This window comes from Streptomyces sp. NPDC007157, from assembly GCF_040634235.1.
GTDB lineage: Bacteria > Actinomycetota > Actinomycetes > Streptomycetales > Streptomycetaceae > Streptomyces.
Window position 1 is genome coordinate 19,248 of record NZ_JBEYFE010000047.1, and the last position, 19,159, is coordinate 38,406.

Below are 19,159 nucleotides of genomic sequence, written 5' to 3' on the forward strand. Positions count from 1 at the left end.
GCTTACGGTTCGACGATCACTTCCTGTGCCGCGGCCGTGTCTCCCGCGACCAGCCGGGCGTCCACCGGGACGTTGCGCTTGACCAGTGCCAGGGCCACCGGCCCCAGTTCGTGGTGGCGTGCCGACGTCGTCACGACGCCGATCCTGCGGCCGTCCTCGCCGTCGTCGGCCAGCCGGATCTCCGTGCCGGGCGGCGGCAGGTGCACATCGCTGCCGTCCAGGTGCAGGAAGACCAGGCGCCGCGGCGGCTTGCCGAGGTTCTGCACCCGGGCCACGGTCTCCTGGCCCCGGTAGCAGCCCTTCTGCAGATGCACCGCGGTACCGATCCAGCCCAGCTCGTGCGGGATGGTGCGGTGGTCGGTCTCGAAGCCGAGCCGGGGGCGGTGGTTCTCCACCCGGAGGGCCTCGTAGGCGAGGAGGCCGGCCGCCGGGCCCGCCTTCTCCGCGTACGACTCCAGGTCCGCGCGGGGCAGGAAGAGATCACGGCCGTACGCCGTCTCGCGTACGACGGCACCCTCCGGGGGTTCGGCGATCGAGCCGGCCGGGAGGTGCACGACGGCGAATTCGCCGGTCCGGTCGGCGACTTCCACCCGGTAGAAGAACTTCATCGACTCCAGGTAGGCGATCAGCGCCTCCGCGGTGCCGGGCTCCACATGGGCCCAGACCGTCGTGCCGTCGTCGACCAGGTACAGCGCGTGTTCGATGTGGCCGTGCGCGGAGAGGACCAGCGCCTCGGTGGCCTCGCCGACGGGCAGCTCGCTGACGTGCTGGGTGAGCAGGAGGTGCAGCCAGCCGAGCCGGTCCTCGCCGGTGACGGTGACGACACCGCGGTGCGAGAGGTCCACGAAACCGGCGCCGTCGGCGAGGGCGCGCTGCTCGCGGAACAGGTCGCCGTAGTGGGCGGCGACGCCTTCGTCCACGCCCTCGGCGGGCACGGCGCCGGGCAGGGTCAGCAGGGGGCTCTTCATATGAGTAAGCCTACGACTCGGTAATTGAAGTCTGGACGGCTGCGGCCTTGGTTCTCTTGCGTGCGCAGTCCTGGCAGCGGCCGAAGATCGCGAAGTGCTTCATGTCGGTCTCGAAGCCGAACTCCTGCCGCAGCTTGGCGGTGAACTCCGCGGCGACCGTCACATCCGCCTCGATCACGTTCTCGCAGTCGCGGCAGACCAGATGGATGTGATGGTGCCGGTCGGCGAGGTGGTACGTCGGCGCCCCGTGCCCGAGATGGGCATGGCTGACCAGCCCCAGCTCCTCCAGGAGCTCCAGGGTCCGGTAGACCGTGGAGATGTTGACCCCCGACGCGGTCTTCCTCACCTCACCGAGGATGGCGTCGGGGGTCGCGTGCTCAAGTGTGTCCACTGCTTCGAGCACGAGTTGCCGCTGCGGCGTCAGCCGGTAGCCGCGCTGCCTTAGGTCGCTCTTCCAGTCGGTGCTCACCACACACCCAAGTCTAGGGCGGGCCGGGCCGGGTCACGGCTCGGCCGGGCGCCTACTTGAAGAAGGCGATGCCGTCGTCCGGCATGTCGCTGGGGAGGGCCTTGGCCCAGCGTTCGACTTCTTCCGGGGTGACGACCTTCTTCAGGTGCGCGGACATGTACGGACGCAGCTCGACCTCGGGGGTCTGCTTCTCCCCCACCCACATCAGGTCGCTCTTGACGTAGCCGTACAGGCGCTTGCCACCGCTGTACGGGGCGGAGGCGGCGGTGCGGGCCACGGCGTCCGTGACCAGGTCGATCTGGGGCTTCTTGTCGGCCATCTCGCCGTACCAGATCTCGATCACACCGTCGTCGCGGGTCATGGTGACCTCGACCCTGCGGTTGGCGTCGATGCGCCAGAAGCCGTGCTCGGTCTCCAGCGGGCGGACCTTGTTCCCGTCGTTGTCCAGCACCCAGGTCTGGGAGTGGTACTCCAGGAAGTCACGCCCGTCGTGGCTGAAGGTGGCCTCCTGGCCGAAGTTGCACTTCTCCGAGCCCGGGAAGTCGTGGACGCCCGCACCGGCCCACTTGCCCAGCAGGAAGGCGAGCGGGACCAGGTCCTTGTGCAGGTCGGACGGAATCTCGATCATGACGGCGGTTCCTAGACGGAGAGGATCAGCGCTGGCCCTGGTACAGCTTCTTCACGGTCAGTCCGGCGAAGGCGATGACGCCGACGCAGACCAGGACCAGCAGGGTTTCGAAGAAGATCTCCACGGGTGCTCCTTGAGCGGGGGTGGGCGTACGTACAAGAGCCGGGCCCCAGCTTACGCGGACGGGGCCCGGGGCTCTTGGCGAGGTCAGTCGAGCAGTTCGCCCTGGAGGGTCACCGTCTGCCGGAAGGGGACGGCGAGCGCGCCGCCCTTCCGGGACTGGACGATCACGCCGACGGTGTCGCCGGTGGCCAGGTAGGCCTGCCGGACCTGCTTGGCGCCGTACGGCTTCAGCTCCGTGTACGGGATCATCAGGACGTCGTCCGCGCGGGCCTTGTCCGGGAACTTCTGGTCGAGTTCGTACTGGTCGCCGTCGCGCAGTGCGTAGGCCGGCGCCGAGTAGCTTATGAGCTGGTGGTTGAGCATCTCCTCCGCGACGGCGGCCGTGTCGAACTGGAGGAGGTAGATCCGGGTGTGCGTGCCGTCGGGGGTGGTCCAGCCGCGCGCGGTGATGTGCCGCAGGCCGTGGTCGACGAGCTTCTGGCGCAGTCCGACGCGGTCCGACGCGGTGAACTCCGCGAGGAACGTCCCGGTCGGCAGCCAGCCGTCCGTCCCCTTGAGCGCCGCGTCGGCGGTGGCGCCCGCCGGACCGGGGAGAACGAGTTTCCGCAGGTCGGCGAAGTGGGTCCCGGCCGGATTGCGAGCGTTGTCGTTCGACCCCGGCTTCCCGGACGGCAGCGGCGGCCGCACGAGGGCGGGATACGTCCAGCGCCCGTCGGAGTGCGTGCCGAGGCCGGGTACGTCGGTCCGGTCGGCCCGGGTGACACCGTAGGCCGTGCCGGCCCCGACGACGGCGAAGACGACCACGGCGGAAACCCACCGAAGCACGCCCCCGAGCTTCCCCGCCCGGCGCCCGCCGTCCCCTTCCCCCGCCGCCACGCCGACGCCTTCGGCAGGCACACCGGCACCCTCGCCCGCCGCACCTGGCGCACCGCCGCCCTCGCCGCCCACACCGAGACCCGCGGCCTCCGGACCGGCGCCTTCGGCGCTTCCGGCTTGCGTGGTGCTGCCTTCGGGCCGGCCGCCCGCTCCCTGGGCTGCGCCGCTGCCGATCCCTTCTCCGCCGTCGCGGGGCGCCGCCCCGGCGGTGGTCACCGGCGATGCCGAGACCTCCCCGGCCTCCGGTGCGGCGACCCTCTCGTCCGCCGCCGACACGACCTGCTCCGGTTCGTTGATGGTCATACCGACGCCCCCGGCTCCTTGATGCGGTCGAGCTGCGCGCGGAGCATATCGGCCGCGCTCTTCTTGTCCAGCGGCTTGCCCGCGGTCGCCGTGGCGGTGACCAGGACGTCGCCCACGTAGCCGGTGCAGAACATCGTGTCGAGCTTCTCGGCCGGGTCGGCCGGCGGCAGGATGCAGGAGGTCGAGTCCTTGTACCCCTTGATCTCCGGCCCCTTCCGGAACACCTTGAGCGTGTCGAGGAGCTCCTGCCGGACGGTCGCCATGGAACGGACCGTCCGCTCGTTCCCCATCTGGGCCAGCACGATCTCCATCGTGTACTCGTCGCCCGGCGCCACGGCCGTGTTCACGTAGCTGCGCATCGCCAAGGCCTTGACCGGGTTCCGGTCGAGCTCCCGCTCCAGCTGCCGTCGCTGCGACCGCGGCAGGTCCTTGATCGACTCCTTGCGCAGCAGGTTCGCCTGCTCGCCGGAGAACGCGGCGTCCGACCCGAACTGGGCCAGGTCCGGGCCCCGCCCGTACGTGTCACCGCCGTACGGCAGCAGCATCCCCCGCAGACCGCCGGCACCGGACGCCTCGGTGTCCTTGGCTGCCTTCGGCAGGCTCCAGACGGGCGCACCGGGGTCGCGGTCCGCACCCTGGACGGTGACGACGGTGCACGTGACCCCGGCCAGCACGGCGACGACCAGGACACCGACGGCGGTGACGGCAGCGATACGACGACGGTCGCGCGGCCGCTTCTCGACAGGCGCCGGCTCGGCGACGGCCGGCTCGGCGACGGCCGGCTCGGCGACGGCCGGCTCGGGGCTCACGGATGTCTCCGGGTTCTCGGTCACAGCCGCTCCATCTGCCGCTTCGCCAGATCCAGCACCTTGGCCTTCGGGATCGGCTTCGTGTCGCTGATCCAGACCTCCAAGGCGATGTCCCCGCGCCACGCGTGCGCCTCGGCGGAGTACACGCTCACGCCGTAGGAGGTGTCGGGTTTGTTGTGGACGTACGCCATGCCGTCGCCCGTGCCGGGTACCGGCCAGCCGTCGGTGGAGTCGTCGTCGGCCGCCTCGGCGTAGTAGTAGGCGCTGTCCGCCGCGTCGGCGGCCTCCGTGCCCTTCTCCTCCTGGCGGTACTGGATCAGCCGGATCTCGACGTCGAAGTCGCCGCTCTCCCGCCATTCGGTGACGGCTGCCCGGCGAAACTCCTTGTCGCCGACCAGGTCACGGAAGGCAGCGTCCGGGGACCTGGACGTCTCCGCGTACGCCGAGGCGTCCAGCCAGCCGTCGTTGCCCACCGTGTACAGCCCCTTGCGGGCCCCCCTCGGCCTGCTCAGCAGCAGCTTGCGCAGGTCGCCGTCGACCTTGGCCTTCCGGTCCTGGGCGGCCGACAGCGGCTCGGGGCCCGCCCCCTTCGCCTGCGCGACGGACGGCTGGGAGAGCGGCGGCAGGGCGGTGGGCTCGCGGTCGGCCTGGACCAGGTAGCCGACGCAGGTGCCGGCCACGACGCCGAGCACGGCGGCGGTGGCGATCAGTACACCGGTACGACGGCGTCTTCTCGGTCTCTCAGGTGGCACTTCTGGCTCGTCCAACGGGTCCCCCCTCGGGAAACGGGAGCACGGATTCCTTGATCAGCGCGCCACAGGAGACTCATGGTCAACTCAATGAGTTGTACAAGCATCAATTACGATCAGGACACTGCCGCGAGCAGGCCGGTCACCGCCGCCGCGAGCAGCAGCGCCCCGTTGAGGGCGACCTGACGGTCTCCCATCCGCAGGTGAACCCTGATCGCCCCGAGTTGGAGGACGACGAACCCGGTGGCGGCGGCCACGGTCAGCCAGGGCGCGACACCGGTCAGGCGCGGGAGCACCAGGCCGAGCGCACCGAGCAGCTCCACGGCCCCGATCGCCCGCACGGCCGCCATCGGCATGCCGTCCACCCACGCCATCATCGGCCGCAGCCGCTCCCGGCTCCGGACGGCCTTCAGCCCGCCCGCGTAGAGGTAGAAGAGGGCGAGCAGCCCGGCGACGATCCAGTAGGCGACGCTCATGAGGCGGGCTCGGTGGCGTAACGGCTCATCACCTCGAGGTTGGCCCGCGGGCTCGGCGCTTCTCCGGTCGCGAACAGGTCCCGCAGTTCCCGGAAGTACCGCACGTACAGGTCGGGCGTGAACGTGCTGAGCATGACCGCAGGTGCGTCGGTGACGTTGGCGAAGGTGTGCGGGGCGCCGGGCGGCACCATCACCAGGGTGCCCGCGGTGGCGTCGTGGTCGTCGTCCCCGACGGTGAACCGCACGGAGCCGGAGATGACGTAGAAGCCCTCGTCGTGCCCGGCGTGCCGGTGCTGCGGCGGTCCGGGGGTGTGCGGCGCGAGCACGGACTCGGCGATGCCGAGCCGGTGGCCGGTGGTACGGCCGTCCTCCAGGACGCGCATCCGGGTGGTGCCGAGGACGAGCACCTCGCCGTCGTCCGGGCCGACGACGGATACGGCGGGTTCGTGGTGGTGGTCGTGGGTCGTCATGCCTCGATTCGACGGCCGGGGCGGTACGGCTGTCCAAGACCTGTTCCGCCGCCTCGATACCCGATCGGTATCGTGGCTGCATGGAGCGGATGGAGCGGATCGAGCTGCGGACGCTGCGCTACTTCGTGGCCGTCGCCGAGGAACTCCACTTCGGCCGGGCCGCCGCCCGGCTCCATATGAGCCAGCCCCCGCTGAGCCGTGCGATCAAGGGGCTGGAGGGCGAGATCGGCGCGGCGCTCTTCGAGCGGTCCTCGGCCGGTGTCGCGCTCACCCCCGTCGGAGCCGTGCTCCTCGACGAGGCCCGGGCGCTTCTCGACCGGGCCGACAGGCTGCGCGTACGGGTCGCCACGGCGGCGGGCGCCACCACCCTCACCGTCGGCCTCCTCGGCGACAGCACGGATCCCGGCGTGCGCCGGCTGGCCCGCGCCTACCGCGAACGCCACCCCGGCATCGGGATCCGGATCCGCGAGACCGACCTCACCGATCCCACCTGCGGACTGCACGCCGGGCTCGTGGACATCGCTCTGACCCGCGCGCCCTTCGACGAAACCGGCCTGGTGGTAAGGGAGTTGCGGGCCGACCCGGTGGGCGCACTGCTGCGCGCCGACGATCCGCTGGCCCGCCGGGAGAGCCTGACGCTGGCCGACCTCGCGGACCGGCAGTGGTTCCGGTTCCCGGCGGGCACGGACGGCCGCTGGCAGTCGTACTGGAACGGCGGGGCGGTGCGGGAGGGGCCGGTGGTGCGGGCGATCCAGGAGTGCCGGCAGGCGGTGCTGTGGAACGGCACGGTGGGCCTGACGACGACCGGCCACGAGCCGGGCGCCGGGCTCGTGACGGTGCCGATCGTGGACATGGAGCCGAGCCGGGTGGTGGTGGCATGGGTCGAGGGAGACGCCAATCCGTTGCTACGGCCGTTCGTCCAGGTGGCGGTCGATGCCTACCGCCGGCGGAGCGGACCCGCGCCGGACCGGTGACGGCCGGTGTCCCAGCCTGAGCACAGGCACCGTCGGGCGTCAGGCCTGCACGGTCGGCCGGACGACGATCTCGCTGATGTCGACATCGGCGGGCTGCTCGATCGCGTAACCGATCGCGGACGCGACGGCGGAGGGCGGCATGGCGATCTCGTCGCGCTGCCGGGCCAGCGCTGCCGCCGCCTCGGGGCTCCCTCCCTTGCCCACCCCCTCGGTATGGGTGAACCCGGGTGAGACCAGCGTGACCCGTAGGTCGGGTCCCGACTCCTGCCGCAGCCCCTCGGTCAGCACCTTCACCGCCGTCTTGGTGGCCGCGTAGACACCCTGCGGGGATTTCACGACGTCGGCCGCGGTGGAGGCGACGTTGACGAACTGGCCGGAGCGCTGCCGCCGGAAGACCGGAAGCGCCGCCCCGATACCGTTCAGCAGGCCGGTGATGTGCGTCGCGACCATCGCGTCCCAGTCGTCCTGGCGCAGTTCGTCGAACGGCGACACCGCCATCGTGCCGGCGTTGGAGACCAGGACGTCGAGCCGCCCGAACCGGTCGACCGCCGTGGCCGTCAGGCGCCCCAGGTCCGCACGGCGCGTCACGTCGACGACGACCCCCACGGCCGAGCCCCCCTTCGCCGTGATCTCCTCCACCACCGCGGCGAGCCGGTCCTCCCGCCGGGCCCCGAGCACGAGCCGCGCGCCCTTCTCGGCGAGGTAGGCCGCCGTCGCCGCGCCGATACCGCTGCTGGCACCCGTGATCGCCACGACCTTGCCCTCGATACCTGATGACATGATCAACGCCCTTCCAAGAGGGATGTGCGCAGGCCAGAGCATGGCCTACGATGAAAGTGGAGGCGCCACCACTTATCCCAACGCTAAGTGGACACGCCCCCACTTAGCAAGTCGAAGGAGATCCCGTTGCGGGCTGACGCACAGCGCAACAGAGAAAAGATCCTCACGGCGGCGGTGCGGATGTTCGCCGACGAGGGGCTGGACGTGCACCTGGAGCGCATCGCCAAGGAGGCGGGCGTGGGCAGCGCGACGCTGTACCGCAACTTCGCCACCCGGGAGGCCCTGATCGAGGCCGTCTACCGCAACGAGGTGGCCCAGCTCTGCGACGCCGTCCCCGGTCTGCTCGCGGCGCAGCCGCCCTACGAGGCCCTGCACGCCTGGACCCGTCTCTTCCTGGACTACGTCACCACGAAATACGGCATGATCGACGCCCTGCGCGCCATCGCCGCGACGGGAAACAGCCCCTACGGCCAGAGCCGGGACATGATCCGGGCCGCCATCACCGCGCTGATGGACCCCTGCGTGGCCGCCGGCGCGATCCGTACGGACATCAGCCCCGCCGACCTGGCCACCGCCCTCGAGGGCATCGCCCTCACCTCGGCGAGGCCCGAACACCGTGACCGCGCCGAGCGCCTGCTCGACCTCACACTGGACGGCCTGAGGCTCAGCGGGCGACTCCGTCGATGAAAGCCGACCACGCGGAGGCCCCGAAGAGGAGGGCTCCGCGATCGGGGTCCTTGCTGTCACGGACGGGGACGAGGGAGGGGATGTCGGCGGCGACTTCGAGGCAGTTGCCGCCGTCCGTGTTGCTGTAGCTGCTCCTGCGCCAGGAGGCGGTACGGAGGAGGTCGTCGGAGACTTCGACGCACTCGCCGCCGTCCGTGTTGCTGTAACTGCTCTTGCGCCAAGTGATGTTGCTCAGGTCGATGGCTCGCACGGCACTTCCTCCAACATCCGCAAGATGAACGTGCGTGACCTGGCGGGGTTCAGCGCCTTGTCACGTACGGCATCATAAGTGCGGTGCAGGCGCTCAACCCGGCTTGTTTCCTCGACCAGTTCGCCCCATACGTCGTTTTCAGCGTAGGCCACAGTGCGGGCGTCCGACAGTCGCAGAAACATCACGTTGGTGTTCACCAAGCCATGGAGTCCAGTACCGAACGGCAACACATGAAGCGTGACGTTCGGGCGTTCCGACGCTCCCAGTAGGTACTCCAGCTGGGTCCGCCACTCCTGCGGATCTCGCAACGAATTGCGCAGCACCGCTTCGAAGAGGATGACCCGGAACGGCGGCGCGTCCTCCCCCTCCAGCATCTTCTGTCGGCCCATGCGCGCCTCAACCTGCTGGTCCAGCTCATCGCCATTGAGCCCACCCGCCATGAGCGCCTCTCGGACATACCCGGGCGCCTGAAGCAATCCTGGTGGCATGGTCACGGAGTAGTGCCACAGGCTGGTCGCCTCTGCTTCCAAGGCCATGTACCGCCGATAGCGCTCCTTGAACTGCGACGTATCCGCAACCGCCAGTTCCCACAAGGCCAGCAATAACCCCGGCGTCCCGTAGTACTGGTCCAGCGCCTCGACGATCTCCGGGCTCCCCAGGCTCCGCCCGCTCTCCATCTTGCCGAAGTTGGAGGCGTCCCAGCCCAGTTCCTCGGCCAGTTCCCTCAGGCTCACCCCCTTCTCGGCCCTCAGGTGCCGTAACTCCTCCGCGAACCGTTGCCTGGGCTCCTGACTACGCCCCGTCACCACCCGCCTCTGCGGCACCGCACCCCTCCCTGGTACGCCATGGAATTTGTGGAATTAGCGCCGCCAGACGGGGAAGAACCGCTCGCCATCGGCGTGCCGACGCCACCTCCGGGCCATGCTCGTAGCAGCCTCGATACCCAGAGTAGTCCAACTCACGCATTTCGTATAGATGTTGGACGAAAGGAGCAAATGCCATGGAGCCCGGAACCCTGTTCTACGACACCGCCACCGACCAGGTCGGCGAGTACCGGGACCAGTCGGGGCCGTACGCGATGCTGCGTCCCGTCGGCGGCGGCAGGGAGTGGCAGGCCGACCCGGCGACGCTACGCCCCGCTACCGACAGAGAGCGGCTCAGTGCCGGCGTACGCGCGGCGAACGACCGAAGTACCTGGGCCGTACCGCCGTCCCCCGACGACCTGAGCCGACCACCCCGGCCGGTCCCCGGCTGCGCCGAGTGCGCCGAGCTCGGCAGTCGCAGGGCGACCGCGCTGGTCGCGTACGACCAAAGCGCGGCCACCGACGCGAACGTGCTGCTGCGCCAGCATCAGCGCGCGGAACACCAGCCATGACGCCGCCCGATTACCCTGCACGCATGGCGAAGAAGCTCGTGATCAAGGTGACGGCCGGGGCGGACGCCCCGGAGCGGTGCTCGCAGGCGTTCACGGTGGCGGCGGTGGCCGTCGCCAGCGGCGTCGAGGTGTCGATGTGGCTGACCGGCGAGTCCGCGTGGTTCGCGCTGCCGGGGCGGGCCGCCGAGTTCGAGCTGCCGCATGCCGCTCCGCTGCCGGACCTCATCGACTCGATCCTGGCGGGCGGCACCCTCACGCTCTGCACGCAGTGCGCGGCCCGCCGGGACATCACCGAGAAGGACGTCATCGAGGGCGTACGGATCGCGGGTGCGCAGGTCTTCGTGCAGGAGGCGATGACGGAGGGGACGCAGGCGCTCGTCTACTAGTACCGCGCTTCTGGAACCGCGCTTCAGGGGCGCGGGGATCCCGCCTCGTCGTAGCGCTGCCGGGCCGTCTCGACGTCGTCGAGGTGGGTACCGGCCCAGTCGGCGAGGTGGGCGAAGAGCGGGGCGAGGGTGGTGCCGAGGTCGCTGATCTCGTACTCGACGCGCGGCGGCACCTCGGGATGGTAGGTGCGCACGACCAGGCCGTCGCGCTCCAGTTGGCGCAGCCGCTGGGTGAGCACCTTCGGCGTGATGCCCTTGATACGGCGCTCCAGCTGGACGAACCGCTGGCGGCCGAAGGTGTGCAGGGACCAGAGGATCGGTGTCGTCCACCGGCTGAAGACGATGTCCACGACCGGGGAGACCGGGCAGGCCAGCTCGGGGTCGGACAGGGGGTCGGGCGCGGGCCGTCGCGTCGCGGTCGTCATGAGCCACACCCCTCTGAGGTAGTCACTTTCCTCTGGGTACCTACTATACCGGCACTGTTAGCGTCGCTGTCATCGCGGAAGACCACCGGAAAATACGGGAGTTGAGCATGATCGTGGTGACGGGTGCGACCGGGAACGTGGGCCGGTCGCTGGTGGCGGCCCTGGCGGCGGCCGGGGAACGGGTGACGGCGGTGTCGCGGGGGATCGCCCCCGTGGACCTGCCGGCCGGGGTCGTACAGGTGCGGGCCGACCTGGCCGAGCCGGAGAGTCTGCGGCCCGCGTTCGAGGGTGCCGAGGCGCTGTTCCTGCACGACGGCGGCACGGGCGGACACGGGCTCGACGCGCCGGCCGTGCTGGCGGTGGCCAGGGACGCCGGGGTGGCGCGGGTGGTGCTGCTCTCCTCGCAGGGCGTGGTGACCAGGCCGGAGTCGCCCTCGCACGGCGGAGCGATGCGGGCGCTCGAGGACGCGGTGCGCGGGTCGGGCCTGGCCTGGACGATCCTCAGGGCCGGCGGCTTCGCGTCCAACGCCTACGCCTGGGCGGAGTCGGTGCGCGCGGATCGGACGGTCGCCGCGCCGTTCGGTGACGTCGGGCTCCCGGTGGTCGATCCGGCGGACCTCGCGGAGGTCGCCGCGGTGGCCCTGCGCAAGGACGAACACACCGGCCGGGTCTACGAGTTGAACGGTCCGGCGGCCGTCACGCCCCGGGAGCAGGCAGCGGCCATCGGTGCGGCGCTCGGTGAACCGGTGCGGTTCGTGGAGCTGACCCGGGAGGCGGCGCACGCCCGGATGGCCGCGTTCATGCCGGAGCCGGTGGTGGCGACCACGCTGGCCGTCCTCGGCGAGCCCAACGCGGGTGAGCTGCGGCTCAGCCCGGACATCGAGGGAGTGCTCGGCCGCCCGCCCCGGACCTTCGCCGCGTGGGCGCTGCGCAACGTCGAAGCGTTCCGATAGGAGCCGGGCAAGACAGGGGGCGGGCACGACGGAAGCCGGGCACGTCGAGCGTCATTGCCGGGGGCGCTTCTTCCCGTCCAGCTCGTCCCACCACTCGTCGGACTTGGGGTCACCGGAGGGGTCGTCCCACCAGCGGTCGTCGGGGCCCCGGCGGTTCGCGACCATCGCGGCGACGGGCGGGATGACCATGGCCACCACGCACATCCCCACGGCGGCGGGGACGGACCAGATGCGCACGACTCCCCAGGCCAGGACGAAGAGACCGATACAGATCCCCATCATGACGAAGTACACGCGACGACGCCGGGCCAGCATGAGTCAAGGGTAGGTCCGGTGTGCGGACGCGGCGAAGGGCCGCGCCTCGGGTCTTCGACCCGGGAGGCGCGGCCCTTGCTTTGAGCTGGTCAGACCGCGATCGCGACCTCGGCCAGGCCACCCTGCTGGGCGACGACCGTGCGGTCGGCGGTGGCGCCGGGGACGAGGGCGCGGACGGTCCAGGTGCCCTCCGCCGCGTAGAAGCGGAACTGCCCGGTGGCGGAGGTCGGGACCTCCGCGGTGAACTCGCCCGTCGAGTCCAGCAGACGGACGTAACCCGTCACCGGCTCGCCGTCGCGGGTCACCTGACCCTGGATGGTGGTCTCACCGGGCTTGATCGTCGAGCTGTCCGGGCCGCCGGCCTTCGCTCCACACATGTCGTACTCCTGTTGAGGTCTTGAAAGGTCGGTCTGGGGACGTGCCGGGGTCTTGCGGGGTCCTACTTGTTGGCGCCGAGCTCGATCGGGACGCCGACGAGGCTGCCGTACTCGGTCCAGGAGCCGTCGTAGTTCTTGACGTTCTCGACACCGAGCAGCTCGTGCAGGACGAACCAGGTCAGGGCCGAGCGCTCGCCGATACGGCAGTAGGCGATGGTGTCCTTGGCGAGGTCCACCTGCTCCTCGGCGTAGAGCTCCTTGAGCTCGTCGTCCGACTTGAAGGTGCCGTCGTCGTTGGCGTTCTTCGACCACGGGATGTTCCGCGCGGACGGGACGTGGCCCGGACGCTGCGACTGCTCCTGCGGCAGGTGGGCCGGGGCGAGCAGCTTGCCGGAGAACTCGTCGGGGGAACGGACGTCGACGAGGTTCTGCGAGCCGATGGCCGCCACGACGTCGTCGCGGAAGGCGCGGATCGCGGTGTTCTGCGGCTTGGCCGTGTAGGTGGTCTCGGTGCGCTCCGGGACCTCCTCGACCAGCTCGCGGGCGTCCAGCTCCCACTTCTTGCGGCCGCCGTCGAGAAGCTTGACGTTCTCGTGGCCGTAGAGCTTGAAGTACCAGTAGGCGTAGGACGCGAACCAGTTGTTGTTGCCGCCGTACAGGATCACCAGCGTGTCGTTGGCGATGCCCTTCGCCGACAGGAGCTTCTCGAAGCCCTCCTGGTCGATGAAGTCGCGGCGGACCGGGTCCTGCAGGTCCTTGGTCCAGTCGATGCGGATCGCGCCACGGATGTGGTTCTTCTCGTAGGCGGACGTGTCCTCGTCCACCTCCACGATCGCGATGTCGGCGTTGTCCAGGTTCTCCTGGACCCAGTCGGCGTCGACCAGGACGTCGCTGCGGCTCATGCTCTTTCTCCTCCGGGGCAGATACGGCGGGGCGTGCGAGTGCGGGTGCGTGCGCTCAGGCGCGCACGGATGCCCTCGGCATGGGAGGGCGGGGGGATGCGGAGGCAGCGGCCTCCACCGTCAGAAGGGGCGACAGAGCATGGCGGCGACGCGGCACAGGTCGACTGCCCGCCGCTTCGTGAGATCCGCCTGACGCTTCATGGGCTCGATCGTAGGGACGGATGACCGGGCATGTCACCGGCATGTCGCATGATGAGACGCGATCGTCCGGATTGTGGGACGGAGTGGCGGACCGGGGCGCGACCGGGCAGCGACCGCCCCGCCGCGTCCGTTGTCATATCTACGGTACGGACATCGTCGTCTCGACAGATGGACGGGTTCCGTCCGCCGTGCCGGCCGCCGCCGTGGCGCCTTCTACCCGGCCAGCCTGACGTTCGAACCCTTCACACCGATCTCCACACCATCTGCCGCCGCCTCCACCTTGTCCAGCCGGATGCCGCCGGGAAGCTGACTGATCGCCTGCTGGAAGTCGGAGGCCTGCCGGAACCGGTCCTCGACGAGGCTGACCCCGGCGAGCTTGGGCAGGTTGTCGGCGTGCACCTGCACGGTGTTGTCCTTGACGGTGACCGAGCTGAGGACGTTCACCTTCTGGTGGGCGGCCACACCGGGGACGGTGAGGTCGAGGGTGACCTTGATCTTTCCGTTGCCGCCGTCGGCGAGACCGACGACCTTGCCGGTGAATCCGAGGCCGAGGTCGGTGGGCTGCGTGTCCACGTTCTTCAGCAGCTCGCTGTAGGAGATGAGCGCGGTGCCGGTGGCGGTCCGCGCGGTGGCGGAGCTGTAGTCGCCGGTGAAGGTGACGCCCTTCATGTCGGCCTTCAGGTCCTCGATACGGATCGTCTTGCCGGCGGTGCCGGTGGTGGCGTCGTAGTCCTTGATGCCGACCTCCACGTCGTCCAGCGTGCCGCCGGCGACCTGGGTGAGGAACGGGAAGCCCTTGATGGAGACGTCGGGGTTGCTCGCGAGGTCCTCCGTCGTCTTCAGCTTGCCCGCTGCCTCGCCCTCGGCGAAGTGCACGGCGACGCGGTCGACGACCACGAAGAGCACGCCGAGGATGACAACGACGATCAGGAAGATACGCAGGGCTCGCATGGTGGTGGGGTCCCCCGGGTCGGCGTTCGATAACGGCGAGTTCACGCTAACCCTGCCGGGGACGACAACCGGGGGATTGTCGAACACCTGTGACAGGTTTGAAGATCGAGAGCGGCCCCGGGGACTACCGGCCCAGGATCCACACCGCCGGTGCCGCCGCGGCCAGCGGCAGCGCCACGCCCGCCGTGAAGTGGACGAACCTCGACGGGTAGTCGTAGCTCGCCGCACGGTGACCGGCCAGCGCGCACACCGCGGCCCCCGCGCCGATCAGCGCGCCCTTGGTGCCCACCCCGGTCATGCCGCCCACCGCGATGCCCGCCCCGGCCGCGGCCAGCACCGACACCACCACCGACGCCACCGTCGGCAGCGGCAGCGCCCGCGCCACCACCGCCACCGCGACCGCCGCCGCGCCCACCGAGGCCGCGTCCGGGTCCGCGCCCAGGAAACCCGTCGCGATGATCGCCAGCGCGGAGGCGGCGACCGTGGCCATCAGGCCGTACATACGGGTGTCCGGGTCCGCGTGCGAGCGGAGCTGGAGGACCAGGGAGAGCAGGACCCAGATGCCCAGCGGGCCGAGGATCGCCGCGGGGGCCTGCTCGCGGCCCGCCACCAGCACCGCGGCGTCCGCCGCCAGCGCGCCCAGGAAGGCGAGGGCGATGCCCTGCCGGGCCGGCCACATGCCGTTCAGCCGGAACCAGCCCGCCGCCGTCACCGCCTGGAGGATCACCAGGGGGACCACCAGGGCGTAGGAGGAGACCGGGGCCGCCACCGCCAGCAGCAGGCCCAGCAGGCCCGTCAGCAGGGCCGGCTGCATCCCCGGCTCGATGATCGGCGAGCGCCCCTCCAGGCGGGCCCGCTGCGCGTCGGTGATGCGCGCGTTGCCGGCCAGGGTCGCGGGACCGTAGCCGGTGCCGGGCTCAGCGGGGCCGGAGCCGGGGTCCGGGGGCGGTGTGTGCGTCGGCTGTTGCGCCTGCTGCGGCTGCGGTGCCTGCTGCGGCTGCTGCATGTAGGCCGGTTGCTGCTGGGCCTGGGCCTGCTGCTGGGCTTGCTGCTGGGCCTGGGCCTGCTGCTGAGCCTGCTGGGCCTGGGCCTGGGCCTGCTGCTGGGCCGGTGTGTAGTTCTGCTGGGGCATGTACGCCGTCTCCGCGGCCGGGGCCTGCGGCTGTGCCGCCTGCACCGGCGCGTGCGTCTGCGTCTCCCAGGTCTGCCCCTGCCACTGCTGGGTGGCGTACTGCTGCTCCTCGTACCCCCACTGGGGCTGGGCGGGGGGCTGCTGCTGGTACGGGTCGTAGCCCTCGTACGGCTGGTTGGTCATCGGTCTCGCTCACCCTCCTGCGAACGGCGGGAGCACCTCGACCGTGCCGCCCTCGGCCAGCCGTACCGTCTCATGCTCGCGCGTCCCCACGGGGTCACCGTCGATGAGGAAGGAGCATCGCCGCAGGACGCGCGCGAGTTCCCCGGGGTGTCGCGTGCGTACCGCGGTCAGCGCCTCGGCGAGGGTGTCCGCGTCGTACGGCTCCTCGGCGATGCCGGCCGCGGCCTTCGCGGCGGCCCAGTAGCGCACCGTGACCTCGGGCATCAGCTTCCTCAAGAGACTCAGTAAGTACCAGTGAGAACCAGTGAGAACAAGCAGTCGGCTGTGCAGCTGTTGTACCTGGCTGTTGTACAGGCTCAGGCTAGCCCGCCCGGGAGACCGCCCAGTCGCCGATCCTGGCCAGCAGTCGGTCGTCCGCGGCGTGCTCGGCGTGGCCCATGCCGGGCTCCAGCCACAGCTCGGCGGCGCCACCGGCGGCGTCCGCGAGCATCCGGGGGTGGTCGACCGGGAAGTAGCCGTCGCTGTCGCCGTGCACGATCAGCAGCGGGGTGGGGGCGATCTTCGGCACCGCCTCCACCGGGGACAGCGGCACCGGGTCCCAGTCGCGGTGGTGGATGCGGGTGCGGAAGCCGTAGCGGCCGACCAGCCGGCCCTCCGGCCTGGTGACCAGCCAGTGCACGCGGCGCATGGGGGCGGTGCCCCGGTAGTACCAGCGGGCCGGGGACGACACCGACACCACGGCGTCCACCCCGGCGTTCAGCGCCGCGTGCCGCAGCACCACCGAGCCGCCCATCGAGAAGCCGACGGTCACCACCCGGGCGTGCCCGAAGTGACGCGCCCAGCGCACCGCCGCCGCCAGGTCGAGGACCTCGCGGTCGCCGACCGTGGTGCGGCCGCCGGAGCGGCCGTGGCCCCGGAAGGAGAAGCTGACCACCGGGGCGTAATCCGTCAGGGCGGCCACCACCCGTCGTACATGTGGCCGGTCCACGTCGCCGGTGAAACCATGGGCCAGGACAAACACAAGGTCACGGGAGGGTGGCTGGGAGCCGTCGTATACGACGGAGGCGGGATCGTATACGGAATCGACGGAAACCCCGTCGTCCGTGCGCAGAAACGTCCGGATAGGGGTGCTTCTGCTTGTCTCACAGTTCGGACGAATGACGGAACGTGCCACATGACCTGCCGGACCGTTGCTCATGTGGGCTATTCTGCTGTCAGAGGACTCGGGCAGCGCCGCCACCGGGTCCTTTTGTGCTTTCGGAAGCTCTGTATACGAAGCGGGAAACTCCAGGTGACCGCAGGTGTACGGAGGCTCGGGAGCGCAGCGCAGTGTCATTGCACACAGTCCTCGCAGGGACCGAGGAGGAACCAGACGTATGAGTTCTCTGCTGCTCCTGACCAACGCCCTCCAGCCGTCGACGGAGGTGTTGCCGGCCCTCGGGCTGCTCCTGCACAACGTGCGGGTCGCTCCGGCCGAGGGCCCCGCCCTCGTCGACACCCCGGGCGCCGACGTCATCCTGATCGACGGCCGCCGCGACCTCCCCCAGGTGCGCAGCCTCTGCCAGCTGCTGCGCTCGACCGGCCCCGGCTGTCCACTCATCCTGGTCGTCACCGAGGGCGGACTCGCCGCCGTCACCGCCGACTGGGGCATCGACGACGTACTCCTCGACACCGCGGGCCCGGCCGAGGTCGAGGCCCGGCTGCGCCTCGCCATGGGCCGCCAGCAGATCGTCAACGACGACTCCCCCATGGAGATCCGCAACGGCGACCTCTCGGTGGACGAGGCGACGTACAGCGCCAAGCTCAAGGGACGGGTCCTCGACCTCACCTTCAAGGAGTTCGAGCTCCTCAAGTACCTCGCCCAGCACCCGGGCCGGGTGTTCACTCGTGCACAGCTGCTCCAGGAGGTCTGGGGCTACGACTACTTCGGCGGCACCCGGACCGTGGACGTACACGTACGGCGGCTGCGCGCCAAGCTCGGCGTGGAACACGAGTCCTTGATCGGAACCGTCCGGAACGTCGGTTATCGATTCGTTACCCCGGAGAAGGGCGAGCGGGGCGAGCGGGTCAGCGACGAGGCCAGGGCCCGGGCGGAGGGTCCAAAGCCGGAGGATGCGGACGCTTCGGCGGCCCTGGACGCGGTCGAGGTACCGACGGAGGCGTAGTGGTGGTCCGGGCGCGGCATGGCCGTCGCCCGGACGGGGCATTGCTTCCGCAAGCGAAGCTTCGATATGCCCTGCCCAGAGCGGGTCCATCCGCGTAGACTCCGCGCGTGCCCAAGGTGACTCGGGATGATGTGGCGCGGCTGGCGGGGACTTCGACCGCCGTGGTCAGTTATGTCATCAACAACGGACCCCGGCCGGTCGCACCGGCCACGCGCGAGCGTGTCCTCGCCGCGATCAAGGAGCTGGGGTACCGGCCCGACCGGGTCGCCCAGGCGATGGCATCCCGGCGCACGGACCTCATAGGGCTGATCATCCCGGACGCCCGTCAGCCCTTCTTCGGCGAGATGGCGCACGCGGTGGAGCAGGCCGCGTCCGAGCGCGGAAAGATGGTGCTGGTCGGCAACACCGACTACGTCGGCGAGCGCGAGGTCCACTATCTGCGCGCGTTCCTGGGGATGCGGGTCTCGGGCCTCATCCTCGTCTCCCACGCGCTGAACGATCTGGCCGCCGCCGAGATCGACGCCTGGGACGCCCGGGTGGTGCTGCTGCACGAGCGGCCGGAGGCGATCGACGACGTGGCGGTGGTGACGGACGACCTGGGCGGCGCCCAGCTGGCCGTCCGGCACCTGCTGGAGCACGGCTACGAGTACGTGGCCTGTATGGGCGGCATGGCGGACACCCCGGCGGTCGGCGACCCGGTCTCCGACCACGTCGAGGGCTGGAAGCGGGCCATGGACGAGGCCGGCCTGACCACGGAGGGCCGGCTGTTCGAGGCGCCGTACAACCGGTACGACGCGTACCGGGTGGCCCTGGAGGTGCTGGCCGGCCCCGACCGGCCGCCGGCCTTCTTCTGCTCCACCGACGACCAGGCGATCGGCCTGCTGCGGGCGGCCCGCGAGCTGCGCATCGACGTGCCGGGCGAGCTGGCGGTGGCCGGCTTCGACGACATCAAGGAAGCGGCGCTGGCGGATCCGCCGCTGACAACGATCGCATCGGACCGCCCGGCGATGGCACGGGCGGCGGTGGACCTGGTCCTGGACGACGGGCTGCGGGTGGCGGGGTCGCGGCGGGAACGCCTGAAGACGTTTCCGTCCCGGCTGGTGGTGCGGGGTTCCTGCGGCTGCGTGTAACGCGTCGGCTGCGGGTGCTTCGTGGTCGCTCGCGCAGTTCCCCGCGCCCCTGAAAGCCGGGCGCTGCGGTGAGCACCCCGTCAGGGGCGCGGGGAACTGCGC

27 protein-coding genes are annotated in these 19,159 nt (G+C 70.6%); 7 read left to right on the forward strand and 20 right to left on the reverse strand.

Annotated elements, in window-relative coordinates:
* Positions 1-2: 2 nt before the first annotated feature.
* The 8 genes from ABZ642_RS44520 to ABZ642_RS44555 all read right to left on the reverse strand — a co-directional run bounded on the left by ABZ642_RS44520 (position 3) and on the right by ABZ642_RS44555 (position 5,871).
* A complete protein-coding gene (locus ABZ642_RS44520) occupies positions 3-968 on the reverse strand; it encodes a folate-binding protein (protein ID WP_360496874.1) in 966 nt (321 codons plus the stop codon).
* Positions 969-978: 10 nt separating this feature from the next.
* A complete protein-coding gene (locus ABZ642_RS44525; protein ID WP_360496877.1) occupies positions 979-1,440 on the reverse strand; it encodes a Fur family transcriptional regulator in 462 nt (153 codons plus the stop codon).
* Between the two features lie 49 nt (positions 1,441-1,489).
* Complete coding sequence (locus tag ABZ642_RS44530) at positions 1,490-2,065, reverse strand: FABP family protein (protein WP_360496879.1); 576 nt, start codon at positions 2,063-2,065, stop codon at positions 1,490-1,492.
* A 207-nt stretch (positions 2,066-2,272) separates the two neighbouring features.
* Positions 2,273-3,367: a hypothetical protein gene (locus ABZ642_RS44535; RefSeq protein WP_360496882.1), complete on the reverse strand. Its 1,095-nt coding sequence runs from the start codon at positions 3,365-3,367 to the stop codon at positions 2,273-2,275.
* Positions 3,364-4,200, reverse strand: coding sequence for a hypothetical protein (locus ABZ642_RS44540; protein WP_360496885.1), 837 nt, complete (start codon positions 4,198-4,200; stop codon positions 3,364-3,366). The genes ABZ642_RS44535 and ABZ642_RS44540 overlap by 4 nt, the downstream gene beginning before the upstream one ends.
* Positions 4,197-4,928 (reverse strand): hypothetical protein, encoded by a 732-nt coding sequence (locus ABZ642_RS44545; protein WP_360496888.1) that lies wholly within the window; start codon positions 4,926-4,928, stop codon positions 4,197-4,199. Before ABZ642_RS44545 ends, ABZ642_RS44540 begins: the two co-directional genes overlap by 4 nt.
* A 113-nt stretch (positions 4,929-5,041) precedes the next feature.
* Entirely contained in the window at positions 5,042-5,401 is a 360-nt protein-coding gene (locus ABZ642_RS44550; protein ID WP_360496891.1) for a DoxX family protein, read from the reverse strand.
* Complete coding sequence (locus ABZ642_RS44555) at positions 5,398-5,871, reverse strand: cupin domain-containing protein (protein WP_360496894.1); 474 nt, start codon at positions 5,869-5,871, stop codon at positions 5,398-5,400. The genes ABZ642_RS44550 and ABZ642_RS44555 overlap by 4 nt, the downstream gene beginning before the upstream one ends.
* A 98-nt stretch (positions 5,872-5,969) precedes the next feature.
* Here ABZ642_RS44555 and ABZ642_RS44560 point away from each other — a divergent pair, with 98 nt between their 5' ends.
* A complete protein-coding gene (locus ABZ642_RS44560) occupies positions 5,970-6,845 on the forward strand; it encodes a LysR substrate-binding domain-containing protein (RefSeq protein ID WP_360496948.1) in 876 nt (291 codons plus the stop codon).
* Between the two features lie 39 nt (positions 6,846-6,884).
* Here ABZ642_RS44560 and ABZ642_RS44565 read toward each other — a convergent pair whose 3' ends face one another.
* Complete coding sequence (locus tag ABZ642_RS44565; RefSeq protein WP_360496897.1) at positions 6,885-7,625, reverse strand: SDR family oxidoreductase; 741 nt, start codon at positions 7,623-7,625, stop codon at positions 6,885-6,887.
* A 126-nt stretch (positions 7,626-7,751) separates the two neighbouring features.
* On the opposite strand from ABZ642_RS44565, the gene ABZ642_RS44570 reads away from it, so the two are divergent.
* Entirely contained in the window at positions 7,752-8,312 is a 561-nt protein-coding gene (locus ABZ642_RS44570; protein WP_360496900.1) for a helix-turn-helix domain-containing protein, read from the forward strand.
* Here the strand turns inward: ABZ642_RS44570 and ABZ642_RS44575 are convergent.
* Both ABZ642_RS44575 and ABZ642_RS44580 read right to left on the reverse strand, forming a co-directional pair.
* A complete protein-coding gene (locus tag ABZ642_RS44575; protein WP_360496903.1) occupies positions 8,290-8,562 on the reverse strand; it encodes a DUF397 domain-containing protein in 273 nt (90 codons plus the stop codon). The two genes, ABZ642_RS44570 and ABZ642_RS44575, sit on opposite strands and share 23 nt — an antisense overlap.
* Positions 8,544-9,386 (reverse strand): helix-turn-helix transcriptional regulator, encoded by an 843-nt coding sequence (locus ABZ642_RS44580; protein WP_360496906.1) that lies wholly within the window; start codon positions 9,384-9,386, stop codon positions 8,544-8,546. The genes ABZ642_RS44575 and ABZ642_RS44580 overlap by 19 nt, the downstream gene beginning before the upstream one ends.
* A gap of 176 nt (positions 9,387-9,562) precedes the next feature.
* Between ABZ642_RS44580 and ABZ642_RS44585 the strand changes: the two genes are divergently transcribed.
* Both ABZ642_RS44585 and ABZ642_RS44590 read left to right on the forward strand, forming a co-directional pair.
* Positions 9,563-9,937: a hypothetical protein gene (locus ABZ642_RS44585; RefSeq protein WP_360496909.1), complete on the forward strand. Its 375-nt coding sequence runs from the start codon at positions 9,563-9,565 to the stop codon at positions 9,935-9,937.
* Positions 9,938-9,960: 23 nt separating this feature from the next.
* On the forward strand, positions 9,961-10,323 hold the full coding sequence (locus ABZ642_RS44590; RefSeq protein ID WP_360496912.1) for a DsrE family protein: 363 nt from the start codon (positions 9,961-9,963) through the stop codon (positions 10,321-10,323).
* 23 nt (positions 10,324-10,346) lie between these two features.
* On the opposite strand, the gene ABZ642_RS44595 is transcribed toward ABZ642_RS44590, so the two are convergent.
* Complete coding sequence (locus tag ABZ642_RS44595; RefSeq protein ID WP_360496915.1) at positions 10,347-10,748, reverse strand: helix-turn-helix domain-containing protein; 402 nt, start codon at positions 10,746-10,748, stop codon at positions 10,347-10,349.
* 107 nt (positions 10,749-10,855) lie between these two features.
* Between ABZ642_RS44595 and ABZ642_RS44600 the strand changes: the two genes are divergently transcribed.
* The gene (locus ABZ642_RS44600) at positions 10,856-11,701 is read left to right on the forward strand and encodes an NAD(P)H-binding protein (RefSeq protein WP_360496918.1); all 846 of its coding nucleotides are present in this window, start codon (positions 10,856-10,858) and stop codon (positions 11,699-11,701) included.
* 51 nt (positions 11,702-11,752) lie between these two features.
* On the opposite strand, the gene ABZ642_RS44605 is transcribed toward ABZ642_RS44600, so the two are convergent.
* From ABZ642_RS44605 to ABZ642_RS44640, 8 genes are all read right to left on the reverse strand, one after another.
* The gene (locus ABZ642_RS44605; protein WP_351747018.1) at positions 11,753-12,016 is read right to left on the reverse strand and encodes a DUF3099 domain-containing protein; all 264 of its coding nucleotides are present in this window, start codon (positions 12,014-12,016) and stop codon (positions 11,753-11,755) included.
* Positions 12,017-12,105: 89 nt separating this feature from the next.
* Positions 12,106-12,393 carry a DUF1416 domain-containing protein gene (locus ABZ642_RS44610; protein WP_351708937.1) on the reverse strand — a complete coding sequence of 96 codons (288 nt, stop codon included), beginning with the start codon at positions 12,391-12,393 and terminating at the stop codon, positions 12,106-12,108.
* A 62-nt stretch (positions 12,394-12,455) separates the two neighbouring features.
* Positions 12,456-13,295, reverse strand: a complete 840-nt coding sequence (locus ABZ642_RS44615) for a sulfurtransferase (RefSeq protein ID WP_360496922.1) — start codon at positions 13,293-13,295, stop codon at positions 12,456-12,458.
* Between the two features lie 120 nt (positions 13,296-13,415).
* Positions 13,416-13,496: an Ms5788A family Cys-rich leader peptide gene (locus ABZ642_RS44620; protein ID WP_350751515.1), complete on the reverse strand. Its 81-nt coding sequence runs from the start codon at positions 13,494-13,496 to the stop codon at positions 13,416-13,418.
* Positions 13,497-13,709: 213 nt separating this feature from the next.
* Positions 13,710-14,447, reverse strand: coding sequence for a DUF2993 domain-containing protein (locus tag ABZ642_RS44625; protein ID WP_360496925.1), 738 nt, complete (start codon positions 14,445-14,447; stop codon positions 13,710-13,712).
* Positions 14,448-14,571: 124 nt separating this feature from the next.
* Positions 14,572-15,762 carry a hypothetical protein gene (locus ABZ642_RS44630; protein WP_360496928.1) on the reverse strand — a complete coding sequence of 397 codons (1,191 nt, stop codon included), beginning with the start codon at positions 15,760-15,762 and terminating at the stop codon, positions 14,572-14,574.
* Positions 15,763-15,771: 9 nt separating this feature from the next.
* Positions 15,772-16,026, reverse strand: coding sequence for a MoaD/ThiS family protein (locus ABZ642_RS44635; RefSeq protein ID WP_360496931.1), 255 nt, complete (start codon positions 16,024-16,026; stop codon positions 15,772-15,774).
* A 97-nt stretch (positions 16,027-16,123) separates the two neighbouring features.
* Complete coding sequence (locus tag ABZ642_RS44640) at positions 16,124-16,960, reverse strand: alpha/beta fold hydrolase (RefSeq protein WP_360496934.1); 837 nt, start codon at positions 16,958-16,960, stop codon at positions 16,124-16,126.
* 178 nt (positions 16,961-17,138) lie between these two features.
* Between ABZ642_RS44640 and ABZ642_RS44645 the strand changes: the two genes are divergently transcribed.
* Both ABZ642_RS44645 and ABZ642_RS44650 read left to right on the forward strand, forming a co-directional pair.
* Entirely contained in the window at positions 17,139-17,927 is a 789-nt protein-coding gene (locus tag ABZ642_RS44645) for a response regulator transcription factor (RefSeq protein ID WP_351747033.1), read from the forward strand.
* A 107-nt stretch (positions 17,928-18,034) separates the two neighbouring features.
* The gene (locus ABZ642_RS44650; protein WP_360496937.1) at positions 18,035-19,057 is read left to right on the forward strand and encodes a LacI family DNA-binding transcriptional regulator; all 1,023 of its coding nucleotides are present in this window, start codon (positions 18,035-18,037) and stop codon (positions 19,055-19,057) included.
* Positions 19,058-19,159: the final 102 nt, after the last annotated feature.